Genomic DNA, 14962 nt, shown 5'->3' with positions numbered 1-14962 from the left:
AGTAGGTCATTTCCAGGCGCCAAATAAAACAGCAAGGCCACCTTAATCGGGTGGCCTTTTTGTTTTGTGCCTTAAACCTAAGCAATTGACCCGTGTGGATGATATGCCCATGCGAGAGTAGGTCATTTCCAGGCGCCAAATAAAACAGCAAGGCCACCTTAACCGAGTGGCCTTTTTGTTTTGTGTCTTAAATCTAAGCAATTAGTCAGTGTGGCCAGTATGCCCATGCGAGAGTGGGTCATTTCCAGGCGCCTAATTGACATGAAAGAGTCGTGAAACAGCCCGCTATTATGTAGGGGGCTATTTTACGTCTGTAACTTAAGATATTTAAGACTGGTAGGATACTACTGTGCGTAATTCAGAAAAATATCTGAATTTTATCTGTAAAACCAACTGACTATTAGTCTTTATAACTTATAACTGCTGCTTTGCTCGCATTAAAATAGTCTGCAATTGACTCGATGCTAATAGTGTTCAAAGCAACTTATGCATTATTAATTTTTTGTTTTAGATCGTATGCGTCTTCGGTTACAACACGCTCAAGCACTTCAATCCGTTTACGTAGGGCGCTTATTTCATCATGTAGGGCTTTATTGTTGCTTGCTTGGTCTGTTGTGGCACGAACCTGGCGCTCTCTAAGTTTCATTATGCTCACGATAAAACTGCCTAAAATAGCCAAAATTGGGATCAGTAATGCCATTGTTGCTGGGTTCATAAAATGTCCTTATTAGTCTTATTAAATAGCCTGTTACTTTGCTAACTTCGTTAAATTAACCTGCAATAGACCAGCTATTAACGCTTCAATTTGCCTTATGAGTAAAACAGATGGCTAGTTTGATAGTGGTCAACGTCTAAATTTATGATCTTTATCACCATATGCTCATCTCTTATCCCGAGTGCAGATTGATGTGTTTTGTTGTCTATTATTGTGACGACTTCAATCAAAATTACCAGTGACAAAAGTCATCATTGTGAAATCAACTTAATACCACTGATTATTATCTAAAATAGTTATTTTGTTAGTTCACTGATTTTACAATCTATTTTAAGATTTTTATGACTTAACTATTATTTTTTTCACCTGCGACACTTGTTATATTTTCAGTCATCCATATATATAATTATGTAGCAAGAATGATAAACGAAATGCTCGATAGAGGTTTCAGTAAACTTGCTAACACAGTGCCGAAAGGACTGTAAACTCGTAACACCACTAACATAAACAGTGGTCATTTTTACATATTGCTTTAGACAAGGGTATGAACATGCGTAATTTTAATATTTCTCCAGATTTAACTCCTCTTTATCGAAGTGCGATTGGTTTTGATCGTTTAGCGCAACTTGCTGAACATGCAGCAGCCAATAATGCTAACACTGGTTATCCTCCTTATAATATTGAGCTTTTAGGTGAAAACCGTTATCGGATCACTATGGCTGTTGCAGGTTTTTCTATGCCTGAATTAGATATCATGAGCGAAGGCGAAAAATTGTTAGTTAAAGGCAATAAGACTGCTAAAAGTGATGAACGAAAATATTTACATCAAGGCATTGCTGAACGAGGCTTTGAACGCACTTTCCAACTAGCTGATCATGTGCGAGTGATTGGGGCGGACTTAGAACACGGTTTACTCAATATCGATTTGATTCGTGAAATTCCAGAAGCGATGAAACCACGTAAAATTGATATTGTCGCAACAAACACGCTCGGCTAAACCTTTATTGTTAGCTTGGTGTATATGTGGCTTAAGTGTAATCTAATATTTAAGCCATATTCACAACCTTTAGTGTTATCTCCCTCCCCATTTTTAGCTCATTGCTTACGCCTAGTTTTTACACTAGGCTTTTTTGTGTTCAAAATTTATTAGTCTAATCGTTATTCTGTGTCTTGGTTGTTTAATAGCACCGGTCCTGGCCCTTGTTTAGCGAGCAAATCATCAGGATTATACAGTGGACAGTTTTTCATCGATAAACAACCACAACCAATACAACCTTCTAATAAGTCTTTTAATTTTTGCATCTTAATAATCCTTTGGGTTAGTGATTGTTTCCAAGCATTGGATAAATCAGCCCAATCTTCTTTAGTCGCTGTTCTTCCACTGGGTAGACTCGCGAAAGCGAGGTGTATTTCATCAAGTGATATCCCTAATTGCTGCGCCGCTTTAATGAGCGATATTCGCCTAATAACGTCTCGTGCATAACGACGTTGATTGCCTTGATTTCGCCAACTACTGATTAAGCCCTTTTGTTCATAGAAGTGGATAGCGGACACATTGATCCCACAACGCTTTGCAACTTGGCCAACACTTAATTCTGCTTCCATTATTATTCCAACTATTTTTTATCATTTTGGCAAAAATAACCCTTTACCTCAAGTTAACTTGAGGTATTAAGCTGTGTTGAATTATTAATAAGGAGATAAGAGATGCGATTAGAACATTTAAATTTAGTAGTGAATGACTTAGACGAGTCATTAGTATTTTATAAAGCCGCATTTCCGCATTGGCGAGTGCGTGGTGGTGGCGAATCTATTTGGCATGGTACACCAAGAAAATGGCTACATTTTGGTGATGATTATCATTATTTGTCGTTAAATGATTCGGGGACAGGGGAAGCTCGCGATCTTAAAAGTAATGCATTAGGTTTGGCACACTTTGCCTATGTAGTCGATAACATTGATGCATTAGTGGCAAGATTGGCCTTGGTCGGTTTTGAGGTGGCGATCATCGGTGGTCATGACCCCTTTTATAAAAGTCGCTACTTTATAGACCCGAACGGGTTTGAAGTCGAATTTGTTGAATACTTAACCGACATACCTAGTGAACGAAATCAGTATGATACTGAGTAACTAGTAACTGTTCATACTAAGTATTAATCAGCAAACAGCCGCCAGTAACTTTTAATGGCCAATCACTCAACATTAACTGCCATTGAGCTTATAGATAAAGCTCAATGGTTTAGGTTTAGTGGATTTTAGTAAGTTATCGATAAGTATCTGTACAGATAGCTCAATTATAAGTAATCAGATAAATCGCTATTAGCCGCTATCTCTACTTCTTGTTGCTTACCATGGAATAAGTAAGCTACTTCATTGCCAATTAACCGTAATGTTTCATCTTGACGCCATAGGGCGCTGCCTTCTTGGATTCCGATAACCGGCGTTAAAGGATCAACTAAGGTAAATTCTAACAAGCGTTGCGCGCGCGTTTCACCATTATGACCCGGCAGCTGGTAATTAGTGTAATGCGGATTTAATTGAAACGGCAGTATACCTAAGGCGGTAAATGATGGTGGTTCAACAATTGGCATATCATTGGTGGTACGAATGCTGGCTCCAGTAATGTTTGAGCCAGCACTCCAGCCAATGTACGGCATACCACTTTGTACTTGTTCACGGATTAAATGGACTAAGTCGTAACGATATAATTCGTTAAGTAATTGAAATGTATTACCACCGCCAACCAAAATTCCGGCCGCATCTTGAATTGCTTGTTTTGGGTCGGCAAATTGATGAATGCTATTAATGGTTATTGACAGAGGTTCAAGTGCAGTCTGTACTTTTGTCAAATAATCATCGTAGCTAACACTGACTCCCGCATAGGGAATAAATAGCCACTGTTGCCCAGGTTGGGTTAATGGACGAATAAGCTCGACAGCATGAGTTAAATAAGCAGAGTCACCGACGCGTGAAGCACTCAGCATTAACGCATTAATGGTCATAAAAAGTCCTTTTTGTTCATTGTTTTCGACAGTTTAACAAAGATTAACCATTGTCGACACAGAGTTTGTTTTTGGCGGTTATTTTTCAGTTTCAATTAATCAAACCTCCCTAGACTCAGCTCGCTTGAATTTCAAGTCTCTGTTTTGTCAGCTCATAAAAGAGTATAAATTTTTTTTAATACAACTAAGCTTGAATTTAAATTTTTTGGACATATTATGTCTTTAGTAACAATGAAAAATCGGCACTTTTGCCATACAGGAGCTTAAATGAAGCGTATATTTTTGTTGATCGCAACCAACTTTGCCATATTACTGGTTGCTTCAATTGTAATGTCTATTCTTGGGGTTAATACCTCAACAATGGGTGGACTGTTAGTATTTGCTGCCATTTTTGGTTTTGGTGGTTCGTTTATCAGTTTAGCCATTTCAAAATGGATGGCCAAGAAAACCATGGGTTGCGAAGTCATCACCCATCCTCGTGATAATATGGAGCGTTGGTTAGTTGAAACAGTTGCACGCCAAGCAGAAAAGTCTGGTATTAAGATGCCTGAAGTTGCTATATACCAGTCACCTGAAATGAACGCCTTTGCTACAGGCCCAAGTAAAAACAATGCCTTAGTCGCAGTGAGTTCAGGTTTGCTTTATGGCATGACTCAAGATGAAATTGAAGGCGTACTTGCACATGAAGTCAGCCATGTGGCAAACGGCGATATGGTGACTTTAACCTTAATCCAAGGCGTCGTGAACACTTTTGTTATTTTTGCTGCACGTGTTGTCGCTGGCATTATTAACAATTTTGTTTCTAGCAATGATGAAGAAGGTGAAGGCCTAGGCATGTTTGCTTATATGGCTGTGGTATTTGTGCTTGATATGTTGTTTGGCATTTTAGCTTCAATGATTGTGGCTTACTTCTCACGTATTCGTGAGTTTAAGGCCGATGAAGGGGCGGCGCGATTAGCAGGTAAAGGCAAAATGATTGCTGCGTTAGAGCGTTTACGCCAAGGTCCTGAATCTGGTGCTATGCCAGCTCAAATGTCGGCTTTTGGAATTAACGGTAAACGTTCAATGGCTGAGCTAATGATGAGCCACCCTCCATTAGAAAAACGTATTGCGGCACTGAAAAATAGCTAATATTCAGAAAATTATCGGGTTTATGTCGGTAAAATAGAAAGGGAGCCTTTGGGCTCCTTTTTTCGTTTTTTATGCATTAGGAATGATTGAATTGGGAGCCTTAATCGGTTACTTGTAGTGGGTTATTGCATTAATCACTCTAATCGATGACATATTGTTGTTTTATCACACCCAATAGGATAGTTTCAGATATGATCTGATCTCGCAATAATATTGCAAATAATGTCGATAAGCATACTCTTAATGGATACAAATATGCTTATAAGAACATGAGTCAACCAACACTATTCAGGAAATTGATATGCTGAAAAAAGCTATTTCTCAAGCGCAATTAAGAGAATGGCAGCTAGAAATAAACGATATTTCTGCCGAGTTTCGTCTTGCTATCATTTTTTATCAGGCCAATATTGAACTGAGTATTGATGTTATTTGCACAAGTCAAAATATTGATAAAAATACCCAGCAACAGCATGAGTCTAGTGTATTACAACATCTCAAAGCGACCCTCACGCATAATGTCACCACCCTCGATCAGCACTCGTGTGTCTACCACAAACTTATTCGTTCAGCCCAAGGTACTATTATTGGCGTGATAAGCTTTAGCACTCAAGAGAAGCAGCCGTCCGAAGAGGTATTAAGTCAAGCCTTATCGGCTATGCAAATACGCATAGCCGATATGCTAAGTAATGCAATCCGCTATTATATAAGCTCATTAACGATCGATTCTCATGCGAGTAAGCCAGTTTCTCTTGATGTTGATTTACAATCCTTTATTGATGCTTTTGAAGAGCATATTTGGGTAAAAGACACCAATGGGCAATATGTTTCATGTAATAAAAGTGTTGAGAGAGCTTGGAGAAAATCAAAAGAGCAAATTCTGGGGAAGACCGACTTTGATTTATTTGATCAACGCACTGCAAATGAATTTATTGAGAGCGATAAATTAGCCATCAATAGCGGAGCTTCCGTAGTGGTGTCTGAATGTGAAGAAGTCGACGTCAACTTTAATAAAGTCTGGCTCGAAACCATTAAAGCCCCAATTAGCAATGCTCAAGGCAAATTGACCGGGGTTATCGGAATGACCCGCAATATTGCCAAGCACAAAGAGGCTGAAGAACAACTTATTCTAGCCGCGAGTGTGTTTCAAAATGCTGTAGAAGGTGTAGTGATAACCAACAGTGATGGAAATATTACTGAAGTTAACCAAGCCTTTACTGATATAACGGGTTACAGTCGTGAAGAGGTATTAGGTAAAAATCCGAGATTACTTAATTCCGGTCGTCATCCAAAAAGCTTCTTTGAGCGTTTGTGGAATACGTTACTTGTTCAAGGTAAATGGCATGGTGAAATTTGGAATCGTCGCAAACATGGGGCGATATTTCCACAAAAGATCACTATTAGTGCCGTTTTAGATAAACAAAATATCATTCAGTATTATGTGGCAGTATTTGCCGATATTTCTGCTCAAAAACAAAATGAAGAGAAATTAAAAAATTTAGCCTATTTTGACCCGCTGACACAGCTCCCAAACAGAATGCAATTTATGTCATTGCTTGAGCAAGAGGTTAATCACTCTCATCGTGCTAAAAAGCAGCTGGCGATTGTATTTTTAGATATCGACTTTTTTAAGCACATTAATGACAGTCTAGGTCATGTTATTGGCGACGAAATTTTAGTTGAGTTAGCTAAACGTTTATCTTACGCCTTATCTGATTTTGATGTATTAGCCCGTCTAAGTGGCGATGAATTTGTCATCATGCTGCCTAGTATTATGGGCACTGATTCTGTCACCTCATCAATTGATCGCATTCGCAGCGTGTTTGAGCGTCCGTTTATACTGGATAATTCTCAATCTGTAAGGTTAACTGCCAGTATGGGCGTTGCTATCTACCCCAGTGATGGCGATGACCATGACAGCTTATTACGAAATGCTGACTCCGCTATGCACCGTGCTAAATTGGATGGGCGAAATAATTACGCTTTTTATACCGAGTCCATGACCAAACAAGCAGCAGAACAATTAAAACTGCAAACGGCATTGCATCAAGCATTAGTTAATGAAGATTTTTATTTAATGTATCAACCAAAGGTTAAGCTATCCGATTTAAAACCAAATGGTTTTGAAGCCCTTATTCGCTGGCACGATACGGCTTTAGGTCAAATTTCTCCTGCTGAATTTATTCCATTAGCCGAGAAGATTGGTTTGATTTGGGACATTGGTTTATGGGTATTAAAAACTGCCTGTTTGCAGGGGGTAGAGTGGTTAACACAAGGCAAAACATTTGAACGTATTTCCGTTAATGTGGCGAGCTTACAGCTACAAAGGAATGATTTTGTTGATAAAGTACGTTCTATTTTATTAGAAACGGGATTACCTGCGAAACATTTGGAATTAGAGGTCACCGAATCTTGTATGATGAATGATCCTGATGCAATTATTCGTGATTTGAAATTATTAGGTGCTATGGGAATAGCCTTGAGTATCGACGATTTTGGTACAGGTTACTCTTCTCTGAATTATCTCAAAAAGTTACCAATTGATAAGCTAAAAATCGATCAATCGTTTGTGCGAGACATTCCTCATGATACCAATAACACCGCCATAGCTAAGGCGGTAATTGCATTGGGTCATGCCCTGAATTTACAGATTATTGCAGAAGGGGTGGAAACCGTCGAACAAGCCGATTTTTTGCGGCTTAATGGCTGTGATTTGGTTCAAGGATATCTGTATAGCAAACCGCGACTACCACAAGATCTTAACGAGTTTTTACCTACGATCCGTAACAGCAATTTACCTAATGAAATTAAAGTAAAGTAACAAAAAAGCAGCTTACACAGTGTGTAAGCTGCTTTGCCATTAACATTACGACTTTTAGTACTGCATTAAGCGTAAATATCTAGGTTCACCGATGTTGAATCACTGTTGGCCATTTTGGTGTTATCACCATTATAAATACTGCTTGAAGCATCAGCTAAACGTGTTTATAGAGTAATTTTGTTGCAATTTATTAGTCTGTTAGAAGCTTGGTCTCTTTCATCCAACATTTGCGCTGCTCTGGTATATAAAATAAACCGTTTATCTCGAACAACCTGTGATCACCTGAGATAAAAAGATCCTAGTTAATGTTTTATGTAAATGCATTAATTCATTGCTCACTACATTAAAACATCCTCCTCCTTTGGGTGTCGTAATTCCCCTCGCAAGCTTTTATCTCGATTCAGGTCTATTACTACGATTAGACTAATTTATTACATTTATCTTCGATGTTTACTCGCTCATAGCTTGGCTTTTGTTTAGAATGTCGTTGATATCATTTAGAGTATCAACGTGACCTTTTACTGGCATTGAATCGATTGGCGGGTTATGACTCATTGCGAATAGCATGTGGTAATTCCCCCGTGAATATTAGACTAAGAGTTGATAGTCGGATAAATGCTGATCACGTAAGATAGACCTTCCACTGGCATGCGCCGTTAGGAATACATTTATACTGAGGTGGACTGTTTTTCTGCCTAGGAGCATTAATGCAACTGTTTGTAAAAGATTTAACTGTAATCGATTTTTCTTACCTTTGTCCTGTTCGAGGCATGGTTGGTGAAAGCTGGATTGTCGATGTGCTATTAGATGGTGGCTTGGATGAGCAAAATATGGTGCTCGATTTTGGCAAGGTTAAACGCATCATCAAAAACACCATTGATGATGTAGCCGATCATCGCCTGTTAATCCCTACTGCTTGTAGCGAAGTGCGCTGGCAGCAGAAGGGCGACCGTGTTTGGATGGATTTTAGCAGTGACAAAGGTGACATACATTTAGCCTGTCCTTCACAAGCATTTGCGCTTATTCCTTCAGAAGTGATCGACTATGAAAGCGTCAATGACTTTTTGAAGAAAGCCTTACGTGAAGTGTTACCGGAAAATGTCCAAGGCATCAGCCTCACATTACGCAGCGAAGTGCTCGATACCCCGTTTTACCATTACAGCCACGGATTACGCAAGCATGACGGCAACTGTCAGCGGATTGCCCATGGTCATCGTAGCCCAGTAACGGTATTTGAAAATGGTATTGCAGAGCCCAAATGGGACCAATATTGGGCAGAACGTTGGCATGACATTTACCTCGGCACCGAAGAGGATTTAGTGTCGGTAAAAACCCTAGAATTGTCTAAGCAGACTAAAATCAGCGACGAAACACACTATGGTTTTCATTATGTTGCGCCTCAAGGTGATTTTCAATTAGCAATGCCTAAGCATTGCTGTGACTTAATTCCTCACGACACTACTGTTGAGATGCTTGCTGAATACATGGCAAAGACATTGGCCAGTAAAGAGCCTAAAAGTCATTTTAAAGTGATTGCTTACGAAGGTATTGGCAAAGGGGCCATTGCGGTAAGGGGTTAATCAAGTATTATTAATGGGCTGCCTTAAGGTGGCCCTTTTTTTTATCTTTTTGTCGCGATTAACAAGGAATGCGTTTCGATTATGTTATTAAAAAATACCATTTTAAAATTGATATCAACTGCAGCAATGCTGGTGGTCAGCTTTTGTGGCTTAACGGCTAATTCGTTTGCCGCTGTGACCTTTCAAGGCCAGTTTGAACAAGGTGCTTTAGTGCGCGGGGCTGTGCCAGCCGGCAGTAAGGTTTTGTTGAATGATCAAGCAGTAAAAGTCACCCCAGACGGTCAGTTTGCTATAGGGTTTGATAGAGACGCGAAAAAAGACCAAGTATTTAAAGTGATCTACCCAGACGGATTAACAGAAATTAAGCCGTTAACAATAGCCGCAAGAGACTACAAAATTGATCGGGTCACCGGCATAAGCCAGAAAATAATGAAACCAGATCCCGTCGCTCAAGCGAGGGCTGCTAAAGATGCTAAACAGACTCGTGCAGCCAGAGACTTATTTAGTCAGCAAGATGCATTTATGCAAACCTTTATTTGGCCTGTAACAGGCAGAATTTCAGGGGTATATGGTAGTCAGCGCATATACAATGACGTACCCGGAAATCCACATTTTGGGGTTGATGTTGCCCGCCCAACAGGCACTGTAGTGGTTGCGCCTGCAGACGGCGTTATAACCTTAGCTGAACCCGACATGTTTTATTCTGGTGGCACTGTGATTATTGATCACGGCTATGGGGTGAGCTCAACATTTTTACATTTAAGTAAACTGTATTTAAAAGTGGGTGACAAAGTAGCGCAAGGCGATAAAGTCGCTGAAATTGGCGCGACAGGTCGAGTGACTGGGCCACATTTAGATTGGCGCTTAAACTGGTTCCAAATGCGCTTAGACCCTGTATCGATTGTGCCGTCTATGGCGACTGTGTTAGCCGCTCAGAAAGCGGCTAAGTAGTGTTTGCTGTATAGAGTCAGAGCCTTTTTGACTCTATAATCAACAGCTTTACGGGTATCTGTAGAGCATTATTTATGCCTCTTTGAGCCATAGCTTCAGCTGCGCGACTCACTATTTTCTGCTTACTGCATAAAGGAAGCTAGTTATGATAAAGCGAGTTGGCAACATCGAGATCCAACTGAAACACAAAGCGACATGTCATTGTGGTGCTGTTGAACTTGAACTTACGCTACCCAATGGTCTTGAAAATCCGAGACGATGCGATTGTTCAATTTGTCGTAGAAAGGGGGCGATTGTTGCTTCCGTTAAGCTGGATGGTATTCGAGTGGTAAAAGGTCAAGAGGTGTTGAGGCTTTATCAATTTAATACTCATACTGCAAAGCATTATTTTTGCTCACTCTGCGGTATTTACACTCATCATCAACGACGTTCAAACCCAACTGAATATGGCTTTAATATTGGGTGTTTAGAAGGTGTTAATCCATTTGAGTTAGGTCACATTGTCACTGGCGATGGTATCAATCATCCTGCCGATCGGAATGTTTAGTATTACGTCCATATTAGCCAGTAATTATCATGGATATCTCCATTGGTTATTAATGGTTATATTCGGTGAGCTTTAGACGTAATGTGACTGAGTGTTATGATAGGAGATCGCAATGCTGCGATGGTTTATATTATTGATTAGCGTCATCGTGTGTTTGAACGTGAATGCTACTATCAATCTGACGTCATTAAGTGAAAAGGGCATAGATAAGTGGCACCCTAAAGTGTTTTCCGGTAAATCAATTTACTCCATCGTTGAGTATAAAGGGCGTTTGGCACTAAAAGCACTTAGTCATAATGCCGCGTCAGGATTAGTGTTAGAACGCCAAATTGATCTTATGGTAACGCCTTACCTCAACTGGAGTTGGCTCGTCGAAAAGCAACTGCTGCAGTTAAATGAGCGCAGTAAAAAAGGCGACGACTTTGTTGCTCGAATTTATGTGGTTATTGATGGTGGTTTTATGGTGTGGAATACCAAATCATTAAACTACGTTTGGTCGAGTAATCAAGATCAGGGCTTGGTTTGGGACAACGCTTTTGCTGGCTCAAGTGTTAAAATGCTCTCTATTAGAGGTCAGGAAGCGCAGAAGGGCAGATGGTATCCACAAAAGCGCAATGTATACCAAGACTTGATTGAAACCTTTGGTGATAAAGGCAGTGATACCGCTAATCGTAAAGCCTATCAATACATCGATATCATCGCGATAATGACCGACACAGATAACAGTGGTAAACAAGCTGAATCTTATTATGCAGACATCATATTTAGTGAAGAATAGAAACTTATTAATTAGCTGTTTACATAAAATAAATTCAATAAATACAATGGTTCGCAGTGCATTATTGCTATTCATTAAGTCATTAAGTCACTTTAACGATTTTTGACAAGTATAACGTTCTGATTTACATGTTAAGGGTTAACTTATTTTAGCAAGGAAGATTGATGAACATGAAAAAATGGCTGTGGAAAATTACCGCAATATTATTTTAGGCGTATTTCTACTGCTTGGTCCTGAGTTAGCCGCTTTGGCCTTGTTTATTGATTTTGTCAGTCTTGATGTTTTCTTATTACTTATTGAAGTACAGATAGTGGCAGTGAGTGGTTATTATTTTCAAACCTGGTTTAAGCCAATATTGATGCCGATTTATCGCTTATTATTTAACTGTGATCCATATTTTTTTATTCCAACAAGGGCCCTAGTAAACAAGTATCCAATGATTTTGTGCCATACCGTTCCCTTTTTAATCTTGCCCATTATCGGTGTCACAGTTGCTAAGCCTATTATTGATATGAGTGACATTTACTAAGTTACAGTTACTGATAGCTCGTGCAGATTATATAGCCCTGATTCAACCGCAAACTTATCGTATCGACCGTTATAGCAGTGGACTAAAAAAGTAAAAAAATTGTTCCACTAATCGTTTGAACAACGGTCGTTTGCGCCACTCCCGCGCATCCATTTTAATTGAATTGGCCATATATTGATGTTGGACTTGACTGAGGGATTGAGTAAATTCTAAATTTTCTACAGAAAGCGTCACTTCGAAATTGAGCCACAAACTGCGCATATCAAGGTTAACCGTACCGATTAAGCAGTGGTGCAGATCGACTACCACTGATTTTGTATGCAAAAAACCGCCACAAAAACGATGAATATTCACCCCTGAATTGAGTAATTCACCAAAGAATGATCTGCTTGCCCATTCCACCATCAGTGAATCATTTTTATCGGGGATAATTAAGTTAACTTGCACGCCGCGCAATGAGGCAGCGGTTAATGCAAACAGTAGGTTCTCACTGGGTACAAAATAAGGGCTAGTGATGGTGATACTGTGTTTGGCTTGATAAATACTCAGTAACAACACCTGCTGGATCATGTCCTCTGGCATGCCGGGCCCAGAAGGAATAACTTGCACCATATCAGATTTTTTATGCCCATCTGGGTGATAATCTGGTGGCTCGGGTAAAATTCTTTGGTCAGTTTCAGTTTCCCAATCCCACGCAAAAATACAATTAAGCACTGGCACATTAGAACCGGTAATTCTTACCATGACATCGACCCATTCACCCACGCCAGCGCTTTGGTTAAAATATTTAGGGTCGACTAAGTTCATGGAGCCTGTATATCCGATTTGGTTATCGATCACCACTATTTTACGGTGAAGTCGCAGGTCGAGTCGGCGAAAGAACATCCGTATCGGAGAAACAGACAACGCGGAAACAATAATAATGCCGCCATCACGCATCTGTTTTGGCCACTGGCTTTTAAAAAATGTTCGACTGCCAGCGGCATCGAGCAATATTTTTACTGCAATCCCACGCTCTGCTGCATCAATCAGTGCTTGGGCAACCTGGTCTGCCAGTCCGCCTGGATACCAAATATAGAACTCGAAATGAATTGATGTCTGCGCTTGTTGGATATCTTGCAGTAAGGTCGTTAAAATTGTTTCTGGTGATGATTTAAGGGTTAGTTGGTTGTTTGACAACGTCGGAATACCAAGGCGGTTTTCGCATAACTGGCTAATGTTAATCGTATAGTCATTTACATTTTGCGGACGAAATTGATGAGTTGTAAACAGTCGACTGAACCATTTTCGATAGGGCGTGTACATTTCTTTGGCCCTGACGGCCCGCTTTTTCCCAAGGTTCATCTCACCCACGAGTAAGTAAAGCACAACGCCTAGGATGGGGATCACATAGATAAGCATCATCCAAGCTAACGAAACCCCGACGGATCGCCTTTTATAGACAATACGGGCGGTGATCCCGGCAATAATTAACCAATAGGCTAATACGCTGATTATCGTTAATATTTTGTAAAGCTCAACCATAGCTAGCCAGTAGACCAATCATGTAGAAAAAACATGCACTTATCATATCAGCTTTTTAAAAGATTTGATTTACCCTCATCCATCTGTCTAGCTGGGTATATTAAACCGTTTGTTTTATTATGGTGGGGCCTGTGTTAATGATATTAGCCTTGATTAAATCAGTAGCAATAAAATGAGCATTGTTGAAGCTCAGGTTATTTAAGTTGTTGTTAAGCAGGTTAATGTCATTCAAGCTCTTGTCGAGTTTTTAGACATTATTTCAAATCATTAGAGGGAGTTCGCAATCGCTATTTTTCGCTCAAAGTCAGCATCCCCATTGCAACCTAAGCATAAACTGCTCAGGCTTATTCTATGGAGCAGTATTGTTGTCGTCATACTTTCAATGGCGACAGCTAGCCTTATGGCACAGTTTATTCACTTGGCGACAGATCCCCGGGTGATTAACAGTCCACAAGGTTCATTTACGGCTCAATGCGTTACTGCCACTCCTGAAGCGACTTTGGATATTGATGGTCAATTGGCTGTCGCGAGCTGGAATATCTATAAACAACAAAATTCCGGCTGGCAAACGTTGTTAAGCCAGTTAGCCAGCCAGAATCAGTTATTGTTGCTGCAAGAAGTGAAGTTATCAGATGAGTTTGAGCAATGGCAGCAGCAAAGTCATCATCAATTGGCAATGGTACAAGCATTTCGTGAAGGTGAGACATCACTTGGGGTGATGAACCTGTCTGAGGTTTCTGCGAGTCAAAGTTGTGGCTATTTGACGGCCGAACCATTGATACAATTCCCCAAGTCGAGCCTGTTAAGTTATTTCCCTTTGTCTAATGGTGAGACTCTGCTGGTGGCCAATTTGCACAGTATTAACTTTGAGTATGTTCTAGACAGTTATGCGCAGCAGTTACAGCAACTTCTACCCACTTTGCAAGCTCATAAAGGGCCAATCATTTTCGGTGGTGATTTAAATACCTGGCGCCAAGCCAGATTGTCTATGTTAGCTCAAATAACCAACACATTAGGGCTTAAGGCTGTCATCCCTGTTAAAGATACTCGAACAACAGTGATGGGCTATCCCATAGATCATCTTTATTACCGAGGACTGACTTTAGAATCTGCTCGGGTAATCGATACCGAAACATCAGATCATCATCCTTTATTAGCGCAGTTTAGATTAGGCGAAAATTAACATTTTTTTAATGGCGACAAGTTTATTTGAACGTTAAACAAACCGTTTTTTGTGCATTTGGCTGTGTGATAGTTCTATCGTTCAGGAGTTAAGATCAATCCTTCCTTACTAGATTTTCAGAGCATAAGGTTGAGGACCATGGAATAGTGCAGTGATTGGTGTTACTGACTTGGTGTTTTTGGTTAAGTAATTGAGTTAAAGCAT

Annotated in this window: 14 protein-coding genes; 10 read left to right on the top strand and 4 right to left on the bottom strand. The window is 40.0% G+C overall.

Annotation, left to right across the window (positions count from 1 at the left end; genetic code table 11):
* Nucleotides 1-484: 484 nt before the first annotated feature.
* Nucleotides 485-715, bottom strand: coding sequence for a hypothetical protein (locus H5164_RS18625; protein ID WP_182757301.1), 231 nt, complete (start codon nucleotides 713-715; stop codon nucleotides 485-487).
* A gap of 550 nt (nucleotides 716-1265) precedes the next feature.
* Between H5164_RS18625 and H5164_RS18620 the strand changes: the two genes are divergently transcribed.
* Nucleotides 1266-1712, top strand: a complete 447-nt coding sequence (locus tag H5164_RS18620) for an Hsp20 family protein (protein ID WP_124016047.1) — start codon at nucleotides 1266-1268, stop codon at nucleotides 1710-1712.
* Between the two features lie 161 nt (nucleotides 1713-1873).
* Here the strand turns inward: H5164_RS18620 and soxR are convergent, their stop codons facing one another.
* Nucleotides 1874-2320, bottom strand: coding sequence for a redox-sensitive transcriptional activator SoxR (gene soxR, locus H5164_RS18615; RefSeq protein ID WP_124016046.1), 447 nt, complete (start codon nucleotides 2318-2320; stop codon nucleotides 1874-1876).
* Between the two features lie 102 nt (nucleotides 2321-2422).
* Here soxR and H5164_RS18610 point away from each other — a divergent pair, with 102 nt between their 5' ends.
* The gene (locus H5164_RS18610; protein ID WP_124016045.1) at nucleotides 2423-2845 is read left to right on the top strand and encodes a VOC family protein; all 423 of its coding nucleotides are present in this window, start codon (nucleotides 2423-2425) and stop codon (nucleotides 2843-2845) included.
* Between the two features lie 164 nt (nucleotides 2846-3009).
* Here H5164_RS18610 and pepE read toward each other — a convergent pair whose 3' ends face one another.
* Nucleotides 3010-3717, bottom strand: coding sequence for a dipeptidase PepE (gene pepE, locus H5164_RS18605; protein ID WP_182757300.1), 708 nt, complete (start codon nucleotides 3715-3717; stop codon nucleotides 3010-3012).
* Between the two features lie 267 nt (nucleotides 3718-3984).
* Here pepE and htpX point away from each other — a divergent pair, with 267 nt between their 5' ends.
* The 7 genes from htpX (at nucleotide 3985) to H5164_RS18570 (ending at nucleotide 12051) form a co-directional block, all read left to right on the top strand.
* Nucleotides 3985-4848, top strand: coding sequence for a protease HtpX (gene htpX, locus H5164_RS18600; protein ID WP_124016043.1), 864 nt, complete (start codon nucleotides 3985-3987; stop codon nucleotides 4846-4848).
* A gap of 301 nt (nucleotides 4849-5149) precedes the next feature.
* The gene (locus H5164_RS18595; protein WP_182757299.1) at nucleotides 5150-7666 is read left to right on the top strand and encodes a bifunctional diguanylate cyclase/phosphodiesterase; all 2517 of its coding nucleotides are present in this window, start codon (nucleotides 5150-5152) and stop codon (nucleotides 7664-7666) included.
* A gap of 707 nt (nucleotides 7667-8373) precedes the next feature.
* Complete coding sequence (locus H5164_RS18590) at nucleotides 8374-9246, top strand: 6-carboxytetrahydropterin synthase (protein WP_124016041.1); 873 nt, start codon at nucleotides 8374-8376, stop codon at nucleotides 9244-9246.
* A gap of 126 nt (nucleotides 9247-9372) precedes the next feature.
* Nucleotides 9373-10197 carry a M23 family metallopeptidase gene (locus H5164_RS18585; RefSeq protein ID WP_259396877.1) on the top strand — a complete coding sequence of 275 codons (825 nt, stop codon included), beginning with the start codon at nucleotides 9373-9375 and terminating at the stop codon, nucleotides 10195-10197.
* A 145-nt stretch (nucleotides 10198-10342) separates the two neighbouring features.
* Entirely contained in the window at nucleotides 10343-10744 is a 402-nt protein-coding gene (locus H5164_RS18580; protein ID WP_182757297.1) for a GFA family protein, read from the top strand.
* Nucleotides 10745-10856: 112 nt separating this feature from the next.
* The gene (locus H5164_RS18575; RefSeq protein WP_182698797.1) at nucleotides 10857-11522 is read left to right on the top strand and encodes a DUF3047 domain-containing protein; all 666 of its coding nucleotides are present in this window, start codon (nucleotides 10857-10859) and stop codon (nucleotides 11520-11522) included.
* A 178-nt stretch (nucleotides 11523-11700) separates the two neighbouring features.
* Complete coding sequence (locus H5164_RS18570; RefSeq protein ID WP_259396874.1) at nucleotides 11701-12051, top strand: hypothetical protein; 351 nt, start codon at nucleotides 11701-11703, stop codon at nucleotides 12049-12051.
* A 69-nt stretch (nucleotides 12052-12120) separates the two neighbouring features.
* Here H5164_RS18570 and cls read toward each other — a convergent pair whose 3' ends face one another.
* Complete coding sequence (gene cls, locus H5164_RS18565) at nucleotides 12121-13575, bottom strand: cardiolipin synthase (RefSeq protein ID WP_182757296.1); 1455 nt, start codon at nucleotides 13573-13575, stop codon at nucleotides 12121-12123.
* Between the two features lie 316 nt (nucleotides 13576-13891).
* On the opposite strand from cls, the gene H5164_RS18560 reads away from it, so the two are divergent.
* Nucleotides 13892-14758 carry an endonuclease/exonuclease/phosphatase family protein gene (locus H5164_RS18560; RefSeq protein WP_259396873.1) on the top strand — a complete coding sequence of 289 codons (867 nt, stop codon included), beginning with the start codon at nucleotides 13892-13894 and terminating at the stop codon, nucleotides 14756-14758.
* The last annotated feature ends 204 nt before the right edge of the window (nucleotides 14759-14962 follow it).

Source organism: Shewanella sp. SG41-3, assembly GCF_014164545.1.
Taxonomy (GTDB): domain Bacteria; phylum Pseudomonadota; class Gammaproteobacteria; order Enterobacterales; family Shewanellaceae; genus Shewanella; species Shewanella vesiculosa.
The sequence above is the reverse complement of the archived record's forward strand: the minus strand, read 5'-3'. Positions and strand labels throughout refer to the sequence as shown.

What these genes read in the sequence shown, in the direction of transcription:
- H5164_RS18625 (WP_182757301.1), bottom strand. Translation starts at nt 715, where the DNA reads ATGAACCCAGCAACAATGGCATTACTGATCCCAATTTTGGCTATTTTA.
- H5164_RS18620 (WP_124016047.1), top strand. Translation starts at nt 1,266, where the DNA reads ATGCGTAATTTTAATATTTCTCCAGATTTAACTCCTCTTTATCGAAGT.
- soxR (WP_124016046.1), bottom strand. Translation starts at nt 2,320, where the DNA reads ATGGAAGCAGAATTAAGTGTTGGCCAAGTTGCAAAGCGTTGTGGGATC.
- H5164_RS18610 (WP_124016045.1), top strand. Translation starts at nt 2,423, where the DNA reads ATGCGATTAGAACATTTAAATTTAGTAGTGAATGACTTAGACGAGTCA.
- pepE (WP_182757300.1), bottom strand. Translation starts at nt 3,717, where the DNA reads ATGACCATTAATGCGTTAATGCTGAGTGCTTCACGCGTCGGTGACTCT.
- htpX (WP_124016043.1), top strand. Translation starts at nt 3,985, where the DNA reads ATGAAGCGTATATTTTTGTTGATCGCAACCAACTTTGCCATATTACTG.
- H5164_RS18595 (WP_182757299.1), top strand. Translation starts at nt 5,150, where the DNA reads ATGCTGAAAAAAGCTATTTCTCAAGCGCAATTAAGAGAATGGCAGCTA.
- H5164_RS18590 (WP_124016041.1), top strand. Translation starts at nt 8,374, where the DNA reads ATGCAACTGTTTGTAAAAGATTTAACTGTAATCGATTTTTCTTACCTT.
- H5164_RS18585 (WP_259396877.1), top strand. Translation starts at nt 9,373, where the DNA reads ATGCTGGTGGTCAGCTTTTGTGGCTTAACGGCTAATTCGTTTGCCGCT.
- H5164_RS18580 (WP_182757297.1), top strand. Translation starts at nt 10,343, where the DNA reads ATGATAAAGCGAGTTGGCAACATCGAGATCCAACTGAAACACAAAGCG.
- H5164_RS18575 (WP_182698797.1), top strand. Translation starts at nt 10,857, where the DNA reads ATGCTGCGATGGTTTATATTATTGATTAGCGTCATCGTGTGTTTGAAC.
- H5164_RS18570 (WP_259396874.1), top strand. Translation starts at nt 11,701, where the DNA reads ATGGCTGTGGAAAATTACCGCAATATTATTTTAGGCGTATTTCTACTG.
- cls (WP_182757296.1), bottom strand. Translation starts at nt 13,575, where the DNA reads ATGGTTGAGCTTTACAAAATATTAACGATAATCAGCGTATTAGCCTAT.